A 16,224-nucleotide genomic window follows, 5' to 3' on the forward strand; every position below is an offset into this window, starting at 1 on the left:
TTAACGAGACCCGTTCACACGGTTAAACATCGGGGGCGGGCGCGGAGGTCTCCCCTCCGCGCCCGCCCCCTCGTCCGTGCCTTCCGGCTCAGAGCTCCAGGCCGGCCAGCAGGCCCCGGTAGAACGCGGCGTGCGCCGTCTCCGACGGGGTCGCGCCGGGGAAGTACGCGGCGGTACGCGGTGCGGCGGCGATCTTCCTGAGGTAGTCGAACGCCTTGTTCTCCTCCTCGCCCCAGGCCACGAAACGCCAGTGCAGCGGGCGGTCCGCCGCCGTCGCCTCGGCGAGCGCCTGGGTGGCGGCCGTCTTCGCGTCCGGCGCGCCGTCCGTCTGGAAGACGACCACGGCGGGACGGGTCGGGTCGGTCTTCTCGTGGTGCGCGAGGACCTCCTCGACGGCCAGGTGGTAGTGCGTGCGGCCCAGGCGGCCCAGGGTGCCGTTGATCTCCTCGACGCGGGTCGGCGTGAGGCCGGCGGGGGTCAGGTCGACGGTGCCGTCGATCTCCGTCGAGAAGAAGACGGTCGTGACGGTCGCGTCCTCGTCGAGGTGCGCGGCGAGCGCGACGGTCTGCTCGGCGAGGCGCTGGACGGAGCCGTCCTTGAAGTAGCCGCGCATCGAGCCGGAGCGGTCGACGACCAGGTAGACGGCGGCGCGGGCGCCCGTCAGCCCCTGCTTCTTCAGCACGGCCCCGGCGGCCTTGTAGGCGTCCGCGAGGTGCGGGGCGGCGGCCTTGAGCGCGGCGAGCGACGTCGCGGGAACGCCCGCCTCGGCGGGGGCCGCCTCGCTCGTGGCCGGGCTCGCGTCGGCGGCGGCGGTCGTGACGGTGGCCTCCGGCTCCGCCGCGTCGTCGTCCTGCGCCTGCGCCTGCGGGGCTGGCGCGGCCTCGGCGTCTGCGTCTGCGGCGCCGTCGGTCGCAGCGGTCTCGGACTCGGCGGTTACGGGCTCCGCCGGGTCCTCGTCCTGCCCCTGCGGGGCGGCCGGGAGCGCGGGCTCCGACGACTCGTTCGTGCTCGCGTCCGGGGTCGCCTCGGCAGCCTCGGAAGGCGCGTCCGTGTCGGCCTCCGCCTGCGTCTCCGCCTGCGGCGTCGCCTCCGTCTCGTCGGCGCCGGTCTCTTCGACGGCGGTCTCGCCGGTCGTCGCCTCGGCGGTCTCGACGGCCTCGGCCGCGACGGTCGCGGTGGTCTCGTCGGCGTCAGCCGCTTCGACGGCCTCCGGCTCGGCGGGCGCAGTGGCCTCGTCCACGGCCTCCGCTTCGGCGGCCTTCGGCTCGGCGGCCTCCGTGGGCGCCTTCGCCTCCACGGCTTCCGCCTCCACTGCCTCAGCCTCGACGGCGCTCGACGTCTCCGCCCCCGCTGCCCCCGTGGCCGGCGTCTCGGCGCGGGCCTTCGGTACCTGGGGGTTGTCGAAGGACGCCGCCACCAGGTCGTCCGCCGCGCGGCGGGCCGCCGCTTCGGGGGTGTCCGATCCCTCGGACGTGGTCTCACGCGTCTGGGGCGGGACGGAGGTTGCCGGGGTGGTGTCCTCGCGGTCCCGGCCGAATACCTTGCGCAGCATGCTCCGAATACCCATGGGCGAACCCTTTCGCATGAGTGAGGGGTGCAGTGTGAATGTCCGAACTGGGCGTTTCGGGGCTTTCATCCCTGGCCAGGGCAGACACGTAAGGTTAGCGGCCACCCCCTCCGCTTCCCGTGACCCGGTCGCCCCCGGTCGCCGTGCATTCATTCGGCGTTCATTCCGCCGCCGTCCCCGTGCAGATATGCCCCCATAGCGTCGCCGCCGATGGACCCCCCTACGGGGCCCCGACACATGTCGGCGCGGTGTGCGCCGGAGGAGGACGAAGTGCGCAAACTGCTGCCGCTGCTGAGCACCAACCCGCACGGAGGCGGCCGTTCGGCTCTCACCTGCCGGTACCGGTGTGGTGACGCCTGCTTCCACGAGGTGCCCAACACCAGCGCCAACGAGTACGTCGGCGACGTCATAGCCGGCGCGCTCTCGCGCCGTTCCGCGCTGCGTGCCGCCGCCGTCGTCACCGTCGCCTCCGCCGCCGGTGGCGCCGTCGTGTTCGGCGGGACGCCGGAGGCCGTCGCCGCGCCCGAGCGGGACCGGGGCAACCGCCGCCCCGACGGTGCCCGCGGGCTGCGCTTCACCCCCGTCGCGCCCAACACCGCCGACCAGGTCACCGTGCCCGCCGGGTACGAGCAGAACGTCGTCATCCGCTGGGGCGAGCCCATCCTCCGCGGCGCCCCCGCCTTCGACGCCGAGAAGCAGACCGCGAAGGCCCAGGCGGGCCAGTTCGGCTACAACAACGACTTCCTCTCCCTGCTGCCGCTGCGCGGTGAGCACCACCGTCAGGTCCTCGTGGCCAACCACGAGTACACCGACGAGGTGCTGATGTTCCGGGGCTACGACCCCGAGAACCCGACCCGCGAGCAGGTCGAGATCGCCTGGGCCGCGCACGGCCTCTCCGTCGTCGTCGTGCAGGAGGAGCACCGCTCCGGCAAGCTGACCCCGGTCACCCGGCACCAGCTCAACCGCCGCCTCCACACCAGCAGCGAGTTCGAGCTCACCGGCCCCGCCGCCGGCAGCGCCCTCGTGAAGACCTCGGTCGACCCGGAGGGCCGTACCGTCCTCGGCACGCTCAACAACTGCGCGGGCGGCACCACCCCGTGGGGGACCACCCTCCACGGCGAGGAGAACTTCAACCAGTACTTCGCCAACGGCAGCTCCGTGACCGACAAGCGGTACGGCGTCGGCACCGGGGCCACCGAGCGCAAGTGGGAGCGGTTCGACAAGCGCTTCGACCTCAAGCAGGAGCCCAACGAGGTCCACCGCTTCGGCTGGGTCGTCGAGCTCGACCCGTACGACCCCGACTCCACGCCCCGCAAGCGCACCGCGCTCGGCCGCTTCAAGCACGAGGCCGCGCAGCCCCGCCTCACCGAGGACGGCCGTCCCGTCGTCTACATGGGAGACGACGAGCGGTTCGACTACTTCTACAAGTTCGTGTCGAGCAAGCGGATGAAGAAGGGCGGCTCCCGGGCCGCGCGTGAGCACAACCTGACGCTGCTCGACGAGGGCACCCTCTACGTCGCCAAGCTGACCGGCGACTCGCCCGCCGCCGAGATCGACGGCACCGGCAAGCTTCCGAACGACGGCGAGTTCGACGGCTCCGGCCAGTGGATCCCGCTCGCCACCGCCGGTCCCGACGGCGCCGTGTCGCACGTCCCGGGCATGACCGCCGAGGAGGTGTTCGTCTTCACCCGCATCGCCGGTGACAAGGTCGGCGCCACCAAGATGGACCGCCCCGAGGACGTCGAGCCCTCCCCGCGCAGCGGCCGCGTCTACGTCGCGCTCACCAACAACTCCAACCGCGGCAAGGGCACCAACCCCGGCGCCGACGAGGCCAACCCGCGCAACCTCAACAAGCACGGGCAGATCCTCGAACTCGCCGAGCACTGGGACGACCCGTCCTCCGACGGCTTCGCCTGGCGCCTCTTCCTCGTCGCGGGCGACCCGAACGACCCGGCCACCTACTTCGCCGGCTTCCCGAAGGAGCGGGTCTCCCCGATCTCCTGCCCGGACAACGTCGCCTTCGACCCGCACGGCAACCTGTGGATCTCCACCGACGGCAACCAGCTCGGCTCCCACGACGGCCTCTTCGGCGTCGCGACCCACGGCGAGCGCCGCGGTGAGCTCAAGCAGTTCCTGACCGTGCCGCGCGGTGCCGAGACCTGCGGCCCGATCATCCAGGACCGTCGCGTCCTCGTCGCCGTCCAGCACCCGGGCGAGATCGACGGCGCCTCCGTCGAGAAGCCCGCCTCCGCCTGGCCCGACGGCCCCGGCAGGATCGTCCGCCCGTCGGTCGTCTCCGTCTGGCGCGCCGACGGCGGTGACATCGGCGTCTGAGACGCCGACCGAGTTCCCGTGGGCCTGGGAGGGGAGTGCTGCTACTCCGCTCCCAGGCCCTCCCTGAAGCGCGTGAACTGCTCCTCCGGGTCGCCCGTGTACGCCCACGGCACCCACGCCGCCCGCGCTCCCAGCATCCGCAGCAGGTGCTTCGCCACCTCCACCTGGCCCGCGTAACACGCGGCATGTGCCAGGAAGTTGAGGTCCGCCACCTCCTCCGGTGCCACCGGACGGCCCGGGTCGCGCTCCCCGATCCACCGCGCGTACGTACGGCGCAGCTCCGTCACCGCGAGCTCGTGCTTCCAGTGCTGGTCGAAGCCGCGCACCGGACCCCGCCCGAGCGCCCCGTCCGCGATGTAGCGGTACTCCTCCACCCGCGCGACCTGCACCAGGACCGGCAGCGACGAACCGGGCGGCGCCACGCCCGCCGCGTCGCGCGCGAAGTCGTACATGCTGCCGTGCGTGCCGTGCCACCGCGCCGACCAGTAGCGCAGCACCTGGATGTGGCCCTCCGTGTTGTACGGGTCCCGCCGCCGCAACTCGTCGAACCAGTGGCGCAGTTCACGCCGGGCGACCCCGCCGTCGTACAGCCGTGCCACGGAGAGCAGGGATATCCACGGCATCGGGTCCTCGGGGGCCGCTTCCGCCGCGCTCATGCAGGCGTCCACCGCCGCGTCGATGCGGGCCCGGTCCACGGAGGCGCCCCGGCCGGCCGCGATGGCGGCGTCGAAGACCCGGACGACCTCGGTCGCCGCACGCAGCACCTCCGCGTCGGGGTTGCCCGGCTCGGCCGCCCGCCAGGTCTCGACCGTCGAACTCCCGGCGGCGGCGTGCGAGAGGAGCCGGAGGCGGTGGGTGCGCCGCGCCCAGTCGTCGCCGGTGGCCGCGATCAGGTTCCGTACGCCCTGCCACCGGCCGATGACGATGTCGTGGCGCGCCTCGGTCAGGGCCCGGTCGCCGAAGTCCGGATCGAAGTCGGGCGTGAAGCGCTCGGCTCGCGCCGCACGCGCCGCACGCGCGGAGCGGCGGTAGACGGCCATGGGGCCTCCTTCGTCATCGGCCTTCGGACGGTGGGACATGCCGTCAGAAGTCACAGCGTTTCCCGAGGACATGGTGTTTCACGTGAAACGTGCTCTGGGGTGTTTCACGTGGAACACCCGTAAGCCAGTCAGAAGTCCGTCGCGTAGCTCTTGTCCCGGCCGCGCGGTCTGCGCGCCGTCGGGACCGAGGCCTCCGTGGCCGCCAGCGCGCGCACGGCGTCCAGGCGGGCCGGACGGTAGTAGTCGCTGCCCTTGCGCCAGTAGACGAGGAGCGGGACGACTCCGAGGAGCAGGCCGCCCAGGCCGATGGCGAGGGCGGTCGTGGAGAGCTCGCCGAGGGACTCGTAGAAGCACCAGAGCATGAACCCCGAGCCGAGCAGCGGCCACAGCCCGCCGAGGACGAAGTTCCGCACGGAGCGCAGGAGGAGGGACTTGTAGGCGACGACGGCGGCGATGCCCGCGAGGCCGTAGTAGAAGGCGATCTGGAGGCCGATGGCGGCGACGGCGTCGCTGAGGATCCGCTGCACGGACTCGGCAGCGGCGGCGGCGAGGAACATCACGGTGGCCGCGACGCCGACGGTGGCGATGGCGACCCAGGGCGTGTTCCAGCGGCGGTGCACGGTGCCGAGCGCGGCCGGGAGGGTCCGGTCGCGGCCCATCGCGAAGAGGGAGCGGGTGACCTGGAGGAGGGTGGTCTCCAGGGTGGCGACGGTCGACAGGACGACGGCCACGACCAGGAGTTTGCCGCCGACGCCGGGCCAGATCTCCTCGCCGAGGACGGCGAGGACGTTGGGTCCCGCGGTCCGGATCTCCTCCTTGCTGAGCACGACGTTCACGGCGACCGTGAAGGCCTCGAAGAGCACGAAGACGAAGCCGACGCCGACGAGCGCGGCGAGACCGGCCGTCCTGCGGCTGTTGCGGGTCTCCTCGCTGAGGTTGCTGGTGACGTCCCAGCCCCAGTAGTAGAAGGCGGCGATCAGAGCGCCCGCCGCGAAGCCCTGCGGGCCGTCGAAGCCCTCGAAGCCGAACCAGGACCAGTCGAAGGCGGTGGCGCTGCCCCGGTGCAGGACGGCGGCGACGACGAAGCCGACGAGGACGATCATCTCGACGCCGGACATGACGAGTTGTGCCCGCACGGTCAGCCGGGCGCCGCCCAGGACGACGAGCAGCATCATCAGGAACCATCCGGCGCCGACGGCGGCGGCGAGCGGGGTCCTCTCGGCGAGGGCCGGGTCGATCAGGGAGAGCGTCAGGGAACCGGCGGGGAGGGAGCCCGCGACCATGAAGACCGTGGCGGCGAAGACGAGGGCCCAGCCGGAGAGGAAGCCGAGGAAGGGGTGGAGGGTGCGGCCCACCCAGGAGTAGCCGGCACCGGCGTTGACGTCGATCCGGCCGAGGCGGGCGTAGGCCAGGACGATGCCGAGCATCGGTATCGCGCAGTAGAGCAGGGCGGCGGGGCCCGCGTAGCCGACGGCGCCGAAGAGGACGGCCGTGGTCGCGGCGAGCGAGTACGCGGGCGCGCTGCCGGCGACGGCCATGACAATCGTGTCGAAGGTGCCGAGGACGTTGGGCTGGAGACCTCTGCTGTGGGTGGTGGTGCGCATGGTGGCGGTGTCCGTCCTCGGAGCGCAGGGGAGGGCGTGGCAGGAGGCGGTGCGGTGGGTGGGGAGGCGGGGCGGTGGGGGGGCGAACGCATGAGTCCTGGCGGTTCGTCCGGTCGGCCGGGGGTGGTGGCGGAGCGCACGGATCACCGGGAATGGAGCGCATCGTAGCCCCCTGGCTCCCCGCCGGTAACCGGGAAGAGGAGCCTTCCGTTCGGCGACCGGCGGTAACGCGTCCGGTATGCCCTTCCCGGGACGGTTACCGCAGGTCGGGACCGGCGATGGCGCGGGCCGCACGGACCTCCTGACGCAGCGGCGCGAGGACTCCGTTCTCGTCGCCGGGCAGCTCCGTGTGGACCTCGAAGAGGTTCTCCGAGGAGCGCAGTCCGTCCGCGAGCTCGCGCAGCTCCCGTTCGACGGCGGTGACTTCGGCAGGGTCGGGCGTCGGGGCACCGTGGTCGACGCGGATGCGGGCGGCGGTCGTGGCGTCGACGATCCGCTCGACGGCGACGAGGAGCGGCGACCAGGCGGCGGCCCGGGGACCCGTGGGCGGAGGCTCGGTCAGGGCCCGCTGGAACTCGGAGCGGACGGTGGAGAGGTCGCGGTAGAGCTTGCGGCGGGCGCGGTGGCGCGCGACGCGGTCGCCCTCCCCGCTGAACGCGCAGCGCACGTACGCGGCGGTGTCGGCGACGGCGTCGGCGAGCCGGTCGCCGATCCGCGTGTGCCAGGACTCGGGCCACAGGAGGTAGCCGGCGACGAGGGCGATGGCGCAGCCGATGAGGGAGTCGTAGAGGCGGGGCAGGACGAGGTCGAAGCCCTGGTGGTTGAGCATGTCGGAGAGGAGCAGGATGACCGGTGTGATGGCCGCGGTCTGGAAGGCGTACCCCTTCGCGAGGAACGCGGGGACCAGTGCCGCGAGGACGGCCATCACCGGCACGTCCCACCATCCGCGCGGGACCTCGGCGAGGACGAGCGCGGCGAGCACGAGCCCGGCGGCGGTGCCGAGGGCGCGGAGGACGGCCCGGGAGAAGACCGAGCCGAAGTCGGGCTTCAGGACGAAGGTGACGGTGAGCGCGACCCAGTACGAGCGGGGCACGGGGATCAGCGAGACGAAGGCCTGGGCGAGGCCGATGCAGAGCGCGAGCCGGAGGCCGTACCGCCAGGAGGCCTCGGAGAGCAGGACCGCGCGGGCGGCCCTGCGGGCCCTGACCCGGAGGGCGGCGGGGCGGCCGAGGCGGTCGTCGACGTTGTACGGGTCGGGCTCGGCCTCGTGGACGACGGTGGCCGCGTGCCGCAGGGCGTGGTCCACGGCCTTCTCCGCCGGCCGCTCGGGGGCCGGCAGGTCCAGGACGGGGGTGCCGGTGCGGCCCTCCTCGACGGCGTCGGCCAGTTCGCGGACGGCCGCCGGGATCGCGGGGGGCAGCGGGCCGACGAGCCGGGCCCGGAGGTGGGCGGCGGGAGCGGCCTCCAGGAGCGGCACGAGGACGTTGAGCTGGGCGAGCAGCCGGACCAGCTGGGGCGCGCGGCCGTGCTGCCGGGTGCGGCGGGCGAGGACGAGGTCGTACGACTGGTTGAGCGAGGTGGTGACGGCCTGCCGCCGGGCGTCGTAGGCGCCGGGGTCGCCGGTGGCCTCGTAGAGCGCGGCGACGGCCCGGTAGGTCCCGGCGACGGCGGCGCGCTCGGGGGCGGCGCGGCGCAGGGGCCAGCCGAGGAGGGTGAGGAGGAGGACGAACAGGCCGCCGACGGTGAGCAGCAGCGGCGCCTTCCACCAGGGCCCCGGCATCGGCAGGCCCGCGCCGACGACGGCGTTGAGGAGCAGCAGCAGGCCCGACACGGAGGCCACGGCGCCGATCGACGAGATCATCCCGGAGACGAGCGCGACGAGCGTGAGCACGCCGACCGCGAACCAGCCCTGCCCGTAGACCAGCGCCCCGAGGGTGACCCCGAGCGCGCCGAAGAGCTGGGGCACCGCGATGTTGAAGATCCGCATGCGGTAGGCGTCGGCGGTGTCGCCGATGACCCCCGACAGGGCCCCCATCGACACGAGCGCGCCGTACTGCGGCTGCCCCACGGCGAGCCCGACGGCGAGCGGCGCCGACATCGCGACGGACGCGCGGACCACGGCCGCCCACGGGACGGGCGTCGGCGCGGGCTTCAGCCCGGCGGTGAGCCAGGCGGGCGGCGCCAGGCGGGCGGGGCGGTCGGGTCGTGCGGGGCGTGGCATGCGTCCAACTTAGAAGGCGCGGGCCGCCGGGGGCATGTCCGAAGGTCCCCCGACCACCGGCGTCGGGCGTCCGGCGGGGCCTCGGTGGTCCACCGGCGTGGGGCGTCCGGCGGCGTCGGTCGTCCCGTCGCGTCGGGCGTCCGGGCCGCCTCAGTTGCGGTACGACTCGACCTCGGAGGCCGGGCGGAGGGCGGCGGTGTCGGGGTCCTCGCCGAACTCGGCCTTCGCGCGGCGCTGGCGGAGCAGGTCCCAGCACTGGTCGAGGCGGACTTCGAGGTCGGCGAGGCGGGTGCGTTCCCCGGGGGAGAGGCCGCCGGTGCCCGCGCGCTCCCGCAGGGCGCGTTCCTCTTCGACGAGGCCGCCGATGTCGTCCAGGATCTGCTCGTTGTCCATGCCCTCCAGCGTGGCCCCTCGCCGCGCGTCGCGCAGGTCGGGAGCGGCCGGAACGGTGACGGCCCCCCGGGAGGCCGGGGGGCCGTGGTGCCGTGGCTCTCAGTGGCGGACGGCCTGGCCGATCTCCGCCTTCGTGTCGCCCGAGAGCGCGCGGTTGCTGCGCGCCGTCCCCGTCTTGGAACCGCCGGGCTCGACGCCGTCGATGTTCAGGACGACCGTGTCGAGGAAGTTGCCCTCCGCGTCGCGGAAGTCCACCTTGACCGTGTAGTCGGCGTTCTTGTCCTTGGGGTTGGTCGCCGTGATCTCGGCGACCGTGCGGTCACCGTCGACGCTGGTCGGCCCGGCGCTCACGTCGCCGGTGGCGTTCACTCCGTCCTTGACCTCGTTCAGCTTCTCCTGCGCCGCCGAGGCCGCGGCGGCCGTCGCCGAGGAGACGATGTCGCCGGCGGCCTCCTTCGCCTGGTCGCAGCCGGTGAGGGAGAGGGCCGCCGCGGCGGCGAGGGCGAGGACTCCCGCCGTGGGGCGGAGACGTGTGCGCATGGCCGGCCCGCCTAGTACTTCTCGGAGGCGCCGTAGCCCTCATCCGTGGCGAGCGCCCAGATCACGAAGATCGAGATCGCCATGGAGAAGAGCGCCCACCAGGGCTGGTACGGCAGGAACAGGAACTGGAACAGGATGTTGAGCGAGGCCAGCGCGATACCGGCCACGCGGCCCCACTCGGCGCCCTTGAGGATGCCGAAGCCCGCCACGGCGATGATCACGCCGAGGATGAGGTGGATCCAGCCCCAGGTGGTCAGGTCGAACTTGAAGACGTAGTCGCCGATGTGCGTGTAGACGTCGTCCTCGGCGATACCGACGATGCCCTGGAAGATGTCCAGGAATCCGGTGACCAGCATGAGGACACCGGCGAAGAGGGTGCCTCCGGTGGCCCAGGCCATGGCGTTTCCACCCCGACGGGGCGCAGTGTTCTGACTCATGAGCCCATCGTGGGAGGGAGCGCGCGGCGGCGAACTTTCAAGTGGGCCGAACGAGTGACCGGAGGTAGGAGGAGAGGACCGTGTCGAACTCCTCGGGCCGTTCCAGGTTGGGCAGGTGGGCCGCCCCCTCGATGACCGCGAGCGTGGAGTCCGGGAGCAGCGCGTGCATCTCCTCCGCGTCGCCGACCGGCGTGTACGTGTCGTCGCGGCCGACCACGACGAGCGCGGGGACGGCGGCCGTCGTGAGCGATTCCCGGTAGTCGGGACGCTCCGCGCGCCCGCGCAGGGCGGCGGCGGCCGCGACGGGGTCGGTCTCGCGCATCATGCGGTGGACGTGGGGGGCCGCGTGGGTGTTGTACGGGGCGACCATCCGGTCCAGTACCTCGTCGGCGTACCCCTGCATGCCCTCCTTCAGGAGCCGGTCGGCCATCGCGTTCCGTACGGCCTTGCCGTTCTCGGTCTCGGCGGCGGCGAAGGTGTCGACGAGGACGAGGCCCCGGACGCGTTCGGGGTGGCGGCGGTGGAGTTCCATGGCGATCTGGCCGCCCATGGAGAGGCCGACGACGACGGCCGTGCCGACGCGGAGGTGGTCGAGGACGGCGACGAGGTCCTCGGCGAAGTCCCCGAGACCGGTGAGGTCCGTCCGGGCTCCGAGCGGGGTGCGGCCGTAGCCGCGCAGGTCGGGGGCGATGACCCGGTGGGTACGGGAGAAGCGCGAGATCTGCGGCTGCCACATGGTGTGGTCGAAGGGGTGGCCGTGGATGAGGAGGAGGGCGGGTCCGGTGCCCCGGTCCTCGTAGAAGACGTCGGTGGCGAGGCTTTCGGCGTAGGGCATGTCGGCAGGCTAGGCAGCCCCAACTGCTCGGTGCAATAAGATCTTTGCTCTCGGTGCAATGTCGATCATCGCTGATCAGGCAGCCGGTAGGCCGGTAGGTCGGTAGGTCGGTAGGCAGTCAGGCAGTCAGGCAGTCAGGCAGTCAGGCAGGCAGGCAGGCGGCAGGGAGGGGACGGGCGAGTGGAGGAGTACCGGAGGATCGCCGACCGCGTCGAGGCGGCGGTGCGGGACGGGCGGCTGCGGCCGGGGGACCGGATGCCGCCGCAGCGGGTCTTCGCCCGCCGCCACCGCATCGCCAACTCGACGGCCATCCGCGTCTACGGGGAGCTCGCCCGGCGCGGCCTCGTCGTCGGCGAGGTCGGGCGCGGGACGTTCGTACGGGCCGCGCCGCCGCTGCCCGGCCCCGCGCTCGCCGAGGCGACCGGGACCGCGCCCGTCGACCTCCAGCTCAACTACCCCGTCGCCGAGGGCCAGTCGGAGCTGATGGCCCGCGCGCTCGCCGCCCTCGCCCGGCCCGACGTCCTCGCCGAGTCCGTCTCCCGGCCCGCCGCCGCGACCGGCACGGCCGAGGCGCGGGAGGCCGCAGCCGCGGTCCTCGCCCGGGCCGGCTGGGCGCCGGACCCCGATTCCGTGCTCTTCGCGGGCAACGGCCGCCAGGCCATCGCCGCAGCCCTCTCCGCGCTCGCCCCGCCCGGCGGCCGGGTGGGCGTCGAGGCGCTCACGTATCCGCTGGTCAAGGCGGTCGCCGAGCGGATCGGCATCCGGCTCGTGCCGCTGGCCCTCGACGACAGGGGCGTACGGCCGGAGGCGCTCGCGGCGGCGCACCGGGCGACCCCCCTCGCCGCCGTGTACCTCCAGCCGACCCTGCACAACCCGACCTCCGTCACCATGGACGGCGAGCGGCGGGCCGAACTCGCCGAGCTGCTGCGTGCCCTGGACCTGACAGCCGTCGAGGACACCACCTGGGCGTTCCTGCACCCGTGCCCGCCCGCGCCGCTCGCCGCCCACGCCCCCGAGCGGGTCCTCCTCGTCGACAGCCTCTCCAAGCGGCTCGCGCCCGGCCTGACCGTCGGCTACCTCGTGGTGCCGGCGCGGCTGCGCGCGGACGCGGCGGCGGCGCTGCGCTCCGGCGCCTGGACGGCGGGCGGGCTCGCGCTCGCGGCGGCGACGCGGTGGGCCGGGGACGGCACGGTCGCCGAGGCGGTCGCGGCCAAGCGTGCGGAGACGGAGGCCCGGCACGCCCTCGTCCGACGGCACCTCGGCGGGCATCCGATCAGGACCTCCCCGCACGCGTACTACTGCTGGTGGGAACTGTCGGCGCCCTGGCGGGCCGAGACCTTCACGGCCGCCGCGGCCGGACGGGCCGGGGTCGCGGTCACCCCCGGCAGCGCCTTCGCCGTGGGCCGGGGCACGGCCCCGGACGCGATACGCGTGGGCCTCGCGTCCCCGCCGCGCGAGGTCCTGGACGACGCGCTGGGACGGCTCGCGGCACTGGCGGCGACGGGGCGGGGACCCGCCGACGGGAACTGATCCACTTGCGGGAGCCCGGCCGCGGGTGTGCCCTGGAGGGTGCGAGAACCCAGGGGGCGGAGGGGGCGAGCGCGAAGGAGCTCCTGCCATGGCCGCACACGCAGCGGTACCGGTACGGCGCCGGGCGAGCAGTACCGGCGCGACGACCCCCGGCTGGGCACTGCCCGCCACACTCGGCGTGGTCTACGGCTGGTGGACGGCCTTCGTCGCCAAGTCCGGCGCCCCCGTCAGCTGGGGACAGTTCTGGCTCGGCCTGATCTCGGCGGTCGTGCTCGCCGGGGCGGTGTACGGGCTCCGCAAGGTCGGCCGCACCCTGCCGCGCGAGCTCCACGCGGCGGCCTGGGGCGCGCTCGCCGGCATCGCGATCGGCTTCCTGTACAGCCTGTCCGACGTGAGCATCCTGTCGGCGACCGTGCTCGGCCTCATCGTGGGCGGCGGCGTCGGCGCGGCGGCGTTCTACCTCTACTACACCCACGAGGACGCGGAGGGCCGCCCGGCGCCGTACTGAGGCCCTCCCCGCCCCGTACGCCTGCGGTAGTACGCGACCGCCACGGCGGCCACGAGCACCGGCCAGGCCAGGAGCGGCAGGTAGCAGGCGGCGAGCAGGGCTTCCTGCGCCGGGGAGGCGGGGATTCCGGGCCCGAGGTCCGCGAAGGAGGCGTACGCGCCCCACGCGGCGATCGCGCACAGCCCCGCCACCCCGGCGAAGGCCGCGCCCGTCGCGGCCACCGGAGGCACCCGGCGTCCGCCGAGGAACGGCATCCACCGGGGGAACACCTCTCCCCAGGAGCGGACGAGCCCCAGGGTGAGGAAGGCGAAGAACTCGGAGACGACGCTGAGGGAGACGGCGTACGCCGACGTCCAGAACCCCATCGCCCCGAGCTCGGCGTCCTGCGTCACCGGAAGACCGGCGACGAGCGCGAGGCGCCAGAGCCCCGACGGAAGGGTGACGAGCGGGACGGCGTGAGCGGCGAGGACGGCCCAACGGGGCACGTCCGGCAGTGCCTTGATCTTCATCATGGGTCCAGCGTCCCGCCGGCCCCCGGCCCGGGACGTCCCCCGGCCGACCTGTCCGCCTCCGCCGCGCGGGGGAGGAAGGCTCCTCCGCTGGTGGCGGGGTGGCCGACGGCCTGTGGTGGTCCGGTGGCCGACCGCCGGCAGCGCTCTCACGGCCGACCGCCGGCAGCGGTCCCACGGCCGACCGCCGGCGGCGCTCCCACGGCCGACCGCCGGTTGGCACTGCGCGGGCCGCCGACGGAGACTGGGAGAAGCGCTGTCTTCTCCCCGGGGGGTCTCCGGAAGGGCAGGTACGACGCATGACCGACCTCGCCATCGAGACCGAGGGCCTGGTCAAGGTCTTCGGCGCGAACCGCGCCGTCGACGGAGTCGACCTGCGCGTGCCCGCCGGCACGGTCTACGGGGTCCTCGGCCCCAACGGCGCGGGCAAGACCACCGCCGTGAAGATGCTGGCCACGCTCCTGCGCCCCGACGGCGGCCGGGCCCGCGTCTTCGGCGAGGACGTCGTCGAGGACGCCGACGCGGTCCGCGGCCGGGTCAGCCTCACCGGCCAGTACGCCTCCGTCGACGAGGACCTCACCGGCACCGAGAACCTCGTCCTCCTCGCCAGGCTCCTCGGCCACTCCCGACCCGCCGCCCGCGAGCGCGCCGCGCAGCTCCTCGCCGCGTTCGGCCTCGCGGAGGCGGCGGACAGGCAGGTCAAGCACTACTCGGGCGGCATGCGACGGCGCATCGACATCGCCGCGTCCATCCTCAACACCCCTGACCTGCTCTTCCTCGACGAACCCACCACCGGCCTCGACCCGCGCAGCCGCAACCAGGTCTGGGACATCGTCCGCGCGGTCGTCGCCCAGGGCACGACCGTGCTCCTCACCACCCAGTACCTCGACGAGGCCGACCAGCTGGCCTCCCGGATCGCCGTCATCGACCACGGCAAGGTGATCGCGGAGGGGACGAAGGGCGAGCTGAAGGCCTCGGTCGGCTCCGGGTCGGTCCACGTACGGCTCCGGGACCCCGAGCAGCGCCCGGAGGCCGAGCGGGTCCTGCGGGCCGCCCTGAACGCGGCCGTCCAGCTCGATCCCGACCCCGTCGCGCTCACCGCCACCGTCAACGGCCACGGGACCGAGCTCGGCGCCGCCGAGCAGGCCGCGCGGGCACTCGCGGAGCTGGCGCGGTCCGGGATCACCGTCGACGACTTCGCGCTCGGGCAGCCCAGCCTCGACGAGGTCTTCCTCGCGCTCACCGACCGGAAGGGACCGGCGGCATGACCACCGTCACCACCGGCAAGGACGGACAGGCGGCGGCCGACGCGCTCGACTTCGTCGCCCCCGACACCGACGAACTCGCCGCCCTCTTCACCGGCCGCACCCGCCCGCCCCGGCCCGGCGCGCTCTCCGCCTCGCTGACCTTCGGCTGGCGGGCGATGCTGAAGATCAAGCACGTGCCGGAGCAGCTGTTCGACGTGACGGCGTTCCCGATCATGATGGTGCTGATGTACACGTACCTCTTCGGGGGCGCGCTGGCCGGTTCGGTCGACGAGTACATCCAGTTCCTGCTGCCCGGCATCCTGGTGATGAGCGTCGTGATGATCACGATGTACACCGGCGTCTCCGTCAACACCGACATCGAGAAGGGCGTCTTCGACCGCTTCCGCACCCTGCCGATCTGGCGGCCGGCGCCGATGGTCGGCTATCTGCTGGGCGACGTCGTCCGGTACGTGATCGCCTCCGTCGTCATGCTCACGGTCGGCGTGATCATCGGTTACCGCCCGGACGGCGGGTTCGTCGGCGTCCTGCTCGGCGTCGCGCTGCTGCTGGTCTTCTCGTTCGCGTTCTCGTGGATCTGGACGATGTTCGGCCTGCTGCTGCGCAGCGAGAAGTCCGTCATGGGCGTCTCGATGATGGTGATCTTCCCGCTCACCTTCCTCTCCAACGTCTTCGTCGACCCGAGGACGATGCCCGGCTGGCTCCAGGCCTTCGTCAACAACAACCCCGTCACCCACCTGGCGACCGCCGTCCGCGAGCTCATGGCCGGCCGCTGGCCGGGCGCGGACGTCGCCTGGACGCTGGGCTGGTCGGCCCTGTTCGTCCTCGTCTTCGGCGCGGTGACGATGAGGCTGTACAACCGGAGGTAGCCGACCCGGGCGTCGTCGGCACGGAAGCGGCCGTTGGCCTTCCCCCCGGGGGGAAGGCCGAGCACCGGGGGCACAACGTGTCGTGCGTGGTGGCGGACGTTGCCTAGGAAGCGGCGCTCTCGCCGCGGACGACCACCACCGGGCACGGGGCGTGCTGGGTGACGTTGGTCGAGACCGAGCCGAGGACGGCGGCCTTGAAGCCGCTGTAGCCGCGGTCGCCGACGACGAGGAGGGTCGCGCCCTTCGCCGTGTCGACGAGGGCCTGGGCCGGGTTGCCGCCGACCACCGTGCGCCGGGCCGCGGCGGCGGTCGCCGGGTCCAGGGCCTTCTCCAGGGAGGCGTTCAGGATCTCCTTGGCGAGCTGCTCGGGGTCGAACTCCGTCGGGACACCGGGCATCATCGTCGACCACGAGGCCGGGTACTCCCAGCTGGTCACGACCTCCAGGGAGTCCCCGGTCAGGGCGGCCTGCGCGGCCGCCCACTTCAGCGCCTTGAGGGCGGGCTCCGAGCCGTCCACGCCCACCACGATCCTGCCCGACATCGGCTGTCCTTCCGTCAGAGGAAATCACCTC

The 16,224-nt window shown here is 73.5% G+C and carries 15 protein-coding genes; 5 read left to right on the forward strand and 10 right to left on the reverse strand.

Annotated features, from left to right (window positions below; genetic code table 11):
* Positions 1 to 88 precede the first annotated feature (88 nt).
* The gene (locus AB0G79_RS01835; protein WP_360798517.1) at positions 89 to 1,552 is read right to left on the reverse strand and encodes a VWA domain-containing protein; all 1,464 of its coding nucleotides are present in this window, start codon (positions 1,550 to 1,552) and stop codon (positions 89 to 91) included.
* A gap of 285 nt (positions 1,553 to 1,837) precedes the next feature.
* On the opposite strand from AB0G79_RS01835, the gene AB0G79_RS01840 reads away from it, so the two are divergent.
* Positions 1,838 to 3,901 carry a PhoX family protein gene (locus AB0G79_RS01840; RefSeq protein WP_360798520.1) on the forward strand — a complete coding sequence of 688 codons (2,064 nt, stop codon included), beginning with the start codon at positions 1,838 to 1,840 and terminating at the stop codon, positions 3,899 to 3,901.
* Positions 3,902 to 3,942: 41 nt separating this feature from the next.
* On the opposite strand, the gene AB0G79_RS01845 is transcribed toward AB0G79_RS01840, so the two are convergent.
* The 7 genes from AB0G79_RS01845 to AB0G79_RS01875 all read right to left on the reverse strand — a co-directional run bounded on the left by AB0G79_RS01845 (position 3,943) and on the right by AB0G79_RS01875 (position 10,971).
* A complete protein-coding gene (locus AB0G79_RS01845; protein WP_360798522.1) occupies positions 3,943 to 4,941 on the reverse strand; it encodes a hypothetical protein in 999 nt (332 codons plus the stop codon).
* A gap of 128 nt (positions 4,942 to 5,069) precedes the next feature.
* Complete coding sequence (locus AB0G79_RS01850; RefSeq protein ID WP_360798525.1) at positions 5,070 to 6,545, reverse strand: APC family permease; 1,476 nt, start codon at positions 6,543 to 6,545, stop codon at positions 5,070 to 5,072.
* Between the two features lie 256 nt (positions 6,546 to 6,801).
* A complete protein-coding gene (locus tag AB0G79_RS01855; protein ID WP_360798528.1) occupies positions 6,802 to 8,766 on the reverse strand; it encodes an FUSC family protein in 1,965 nt (654 codons plus the stop codon).
* Between the two features lie 150 nt (positions 8,767 to 8,916).
* On the reverse strand, positions 8,917 to 9,159 hold the full coding sequence (locus AB0G79_RS01860) for a DUF2630 family protein (protein ID WP_360798531.1): 243 nt from the start codon (positions 9,157 to 9,159) through the stop codon (positions 8,917 to 8,919).
* A gap of 99 nt (positions 9,160 to 9,258) precedes the next feature.
* Positions 9,259 to 9,699 (reverse strand): hypothetical protein, encoded by a 441-nt coding sequence (locus AB0G79_RS01865; protein WP_360798534.1) that lies wholly within the window; start codon positions 9,697 to 9,699, stop codon positions 9,259 to 9,261.
* Between the two features lie 11 nt (positions 9,700 to 9,710).
* Positions 9,711 to 10,136: a hypothetical protein gene (locus tag AB0G79_RS01870; protein ID WP_360798537.1), complete on the reverse strand. Its 426-nt coding sequence runs from the start codon at positions 10,134 to 10,136 to the stop codon at positions 9,711 to 9,713.
* A gap of 37 nt (positions 10,137 to 10,173) precedes the next feature.
* Positions 10,174 to 10,971: an alpha/beta fold hydrolase gene (locus tag AB0G79_RS01875; RefSeq protein WP_360798539.1), complete on the reverse strand. Its 798-nt coding sequence runs from the start codon at positions 10,969 to 10,971 to the stop codon at positions 10,174 to 10,176.
* A 180-nt stretch (positions 10,972 to 11,151) separates the two neighbouring features.
* Between AB0G79_RS01875 and AB0G79_RS01880 the strand changes: the two genes are divergently transcribed.
* Together AB0G79_RS01880 and AB0G79_RS01885 are read left to right on the forward strand one after the other, a co-directional pair.
* Entirely contained in the window at positions 11,152 to 12,501 is a 1,350-nt protein-coding gene (locus AB0G79_RS01880) for a PLP-dependent aminotransferase family protein (protein WP_360798542.1), read from the forward strand.
* 88 nt (positions 12,502 to 12,589) lie between these two features.
* Positions 12,590 to 13,009, forward strand: a complete 420-nt coding sequence (locus tag AB0G79_RS01885; RefSeq protein ID WP_360798545.1) for a hypothetical protein — start codon at positions 12,590 to 12,592, stop codon at positions 13,007 to 13,009.
* On the opposite strand, the gene AB0G79_RS01890 is transcribed toward AB0G79_RS01885, so the two are convergent.
* Positions 12,967 to 13,521, reverse strand: coding sequence for a hypothetical protein (locus AB0G79_RS01890; RefSeq protein ID WP_360798548.1), 555 nt, complete (start codon positions 13,519 to 13,521; stop codon positions 12,967 to 12,969). The genes AB0G79_RS01885 and AB0G79_RS01890 overlap by 43 nt on opposite strands.
* A 296-nt stretch (positions 13,522 to 13,817) precedes the next feature.
* Between AB0G79_RS01890 and AB0G79_RS01895 the strand changes: the two genes are divergently transcribed.
* On the forward strand, positions 13,818 to 14,786 hold the full coding sequence (locus AB0G79_RS01895) for an ATP-binding cassette domain-containing protein (RefSeq protein WP_360798550.1): 969 nt from the start codon (positions 13,818 to 13,820) through the stop codon (positions 14,784 to 14,786).
* Positions 14,783 to 15,652, forward strand: coding sequence for an ABC transporter permease (locus tag AB0G79_RS01900; RefSeq protein WP_360798553.1), 870 nt, complete (start codon positions 14,783 to 14,785; stop codon positions 15,650 to 15,652). The genes AB0G79_RS01895 and AB0G79_RS01900 overlap by 4 nt, the downstream gene beginning before the upstream one ends.
* A 103-nt stretch (positions 15,653 to 15,755) precedes the next feature.
* Here AB0G79_RS01900 and AB0G79_RS01905 read toward each other — a convergent pair whose 3' ends face one another.
* Positions 15,756 to 16,193, reverse strand: coding sequence for a universal stress protein (locus AB0G79_RS01905; RefSeq protein ID WP_360798556.1), 438 nt, complete (start codon positions 16,191 to 16,193; stop codon positions 15,756 to 15,758).
* Positions 16,194 to 16,224 lie beyond the last annotated feature (31 nt).

It is taken from the genome of Streptomyces sp. NPDC020807, assembly GCF_040641575.1.
Taxonomy (GTDB): domain Bacteria; phylum Actinomycetota; class Actinomycetes; order Streptomycetales; family Streptomycetaceae; genus Streptomyces.

Excerpts from the sequence above, each read along its gene's own strand:
- AB0G79_RS01835 (WP_360798517.1), bottom strand. The coding sequence starts at position 1,552 with ATGCTGCGCAAGGTATTCGGCCGGGACCGCGAGGACACCACCCCGGCA.
- AB0G79_RS01845 (WP_360798522.1), bottom strand. The coding sequence starts at position 4,941 with ATGGCCGTCTACCGCCGCTCCGCGCGTGCGGCGCGTGCGGCGCGAGCC.
- AB0G79_RS01850 (WP_360798525.1), bottom strand. The coding sequence starts at position 6,545 with ATGCGCACCACCACCCACAGCAGAGGTCTCCAGCCCAACGTCCTCGGC.
- AB0G79_RS01855 (WP_360798528.1), bottom strand. The coding sequence starts at position 8,766 with ATGCCACGCCCCGCACGACCCGACCGCCCCGCCCGCCTGGCGCCGCCC.
- AB0G79_RS01860 (WP_360798531.1), bottom strand. The coding sequence starts at position 9,159 with ATGGACAACGAGCAGATCCTGGACGACATCGGCGGCCTCGTCGAAGAG.
- AB0G79_RS01865 (WP_360798534.1), bottom strand. The coding sequence starts at position 9,699 with ATGCGCACACGTCTCCGCCCCACGGCGGGAGTCCTCGCCCTCGCCGCC.
- AB0G79_RS01870 (WP_360798537.1), bottom strand. The coding sequence starts at position 10,136 with ATGAGTCAGAACACTGCGCCCCGTCGGGGTGGAAACGCCATGGCCTGG.
- AB0G79_RS01875 (WP_360798539.1), bottom strand. The coding sequence starts at position 10,971 with ATGCCCTACGCCGAAAGCCTCGCCACCGACGTCTTCTACGAGGACCGG.
- AB0G79_RS01885 (WP_360798545.1), top strand. The coding sequence starts at position 12,590 with ATGGCCGCACACGCAGCGGTACCGGTACGGCGCCGGGCGAGCAGTACC.
- AB0G79_RS01890 (WP_360798548.1), bottom strand. The coding sequence starts at position 13,521 with ATGATGAAGATCAAGGCACTGCCGGACGTGCCCCGTTGGGCCGTCCTC.
- AB0G79_RS01895 (WP_360798550.1), top strand. The coding sequence starts at position 13,818 with ATGACCGACCTCGCCATCGAGACCGAGGGCCTGGTCAAGGTCTTCGGC.
- AB0G79_RS01900 (WP_360798553.1), top strand. The coding sequence starts at position 14,783 with ATGACCACCGTCACCACCGGCAAGGACGGACAGGCGGCGGCCGACGCG.
- AB0G79_RS01905 (WP_360798556.1), bottom strand. The coding sequence starts at position 16,193 with ATGTCGGGCAGGATCGTGGTGGGCGTGGACGGCTCGGAGCCCGCCCTC.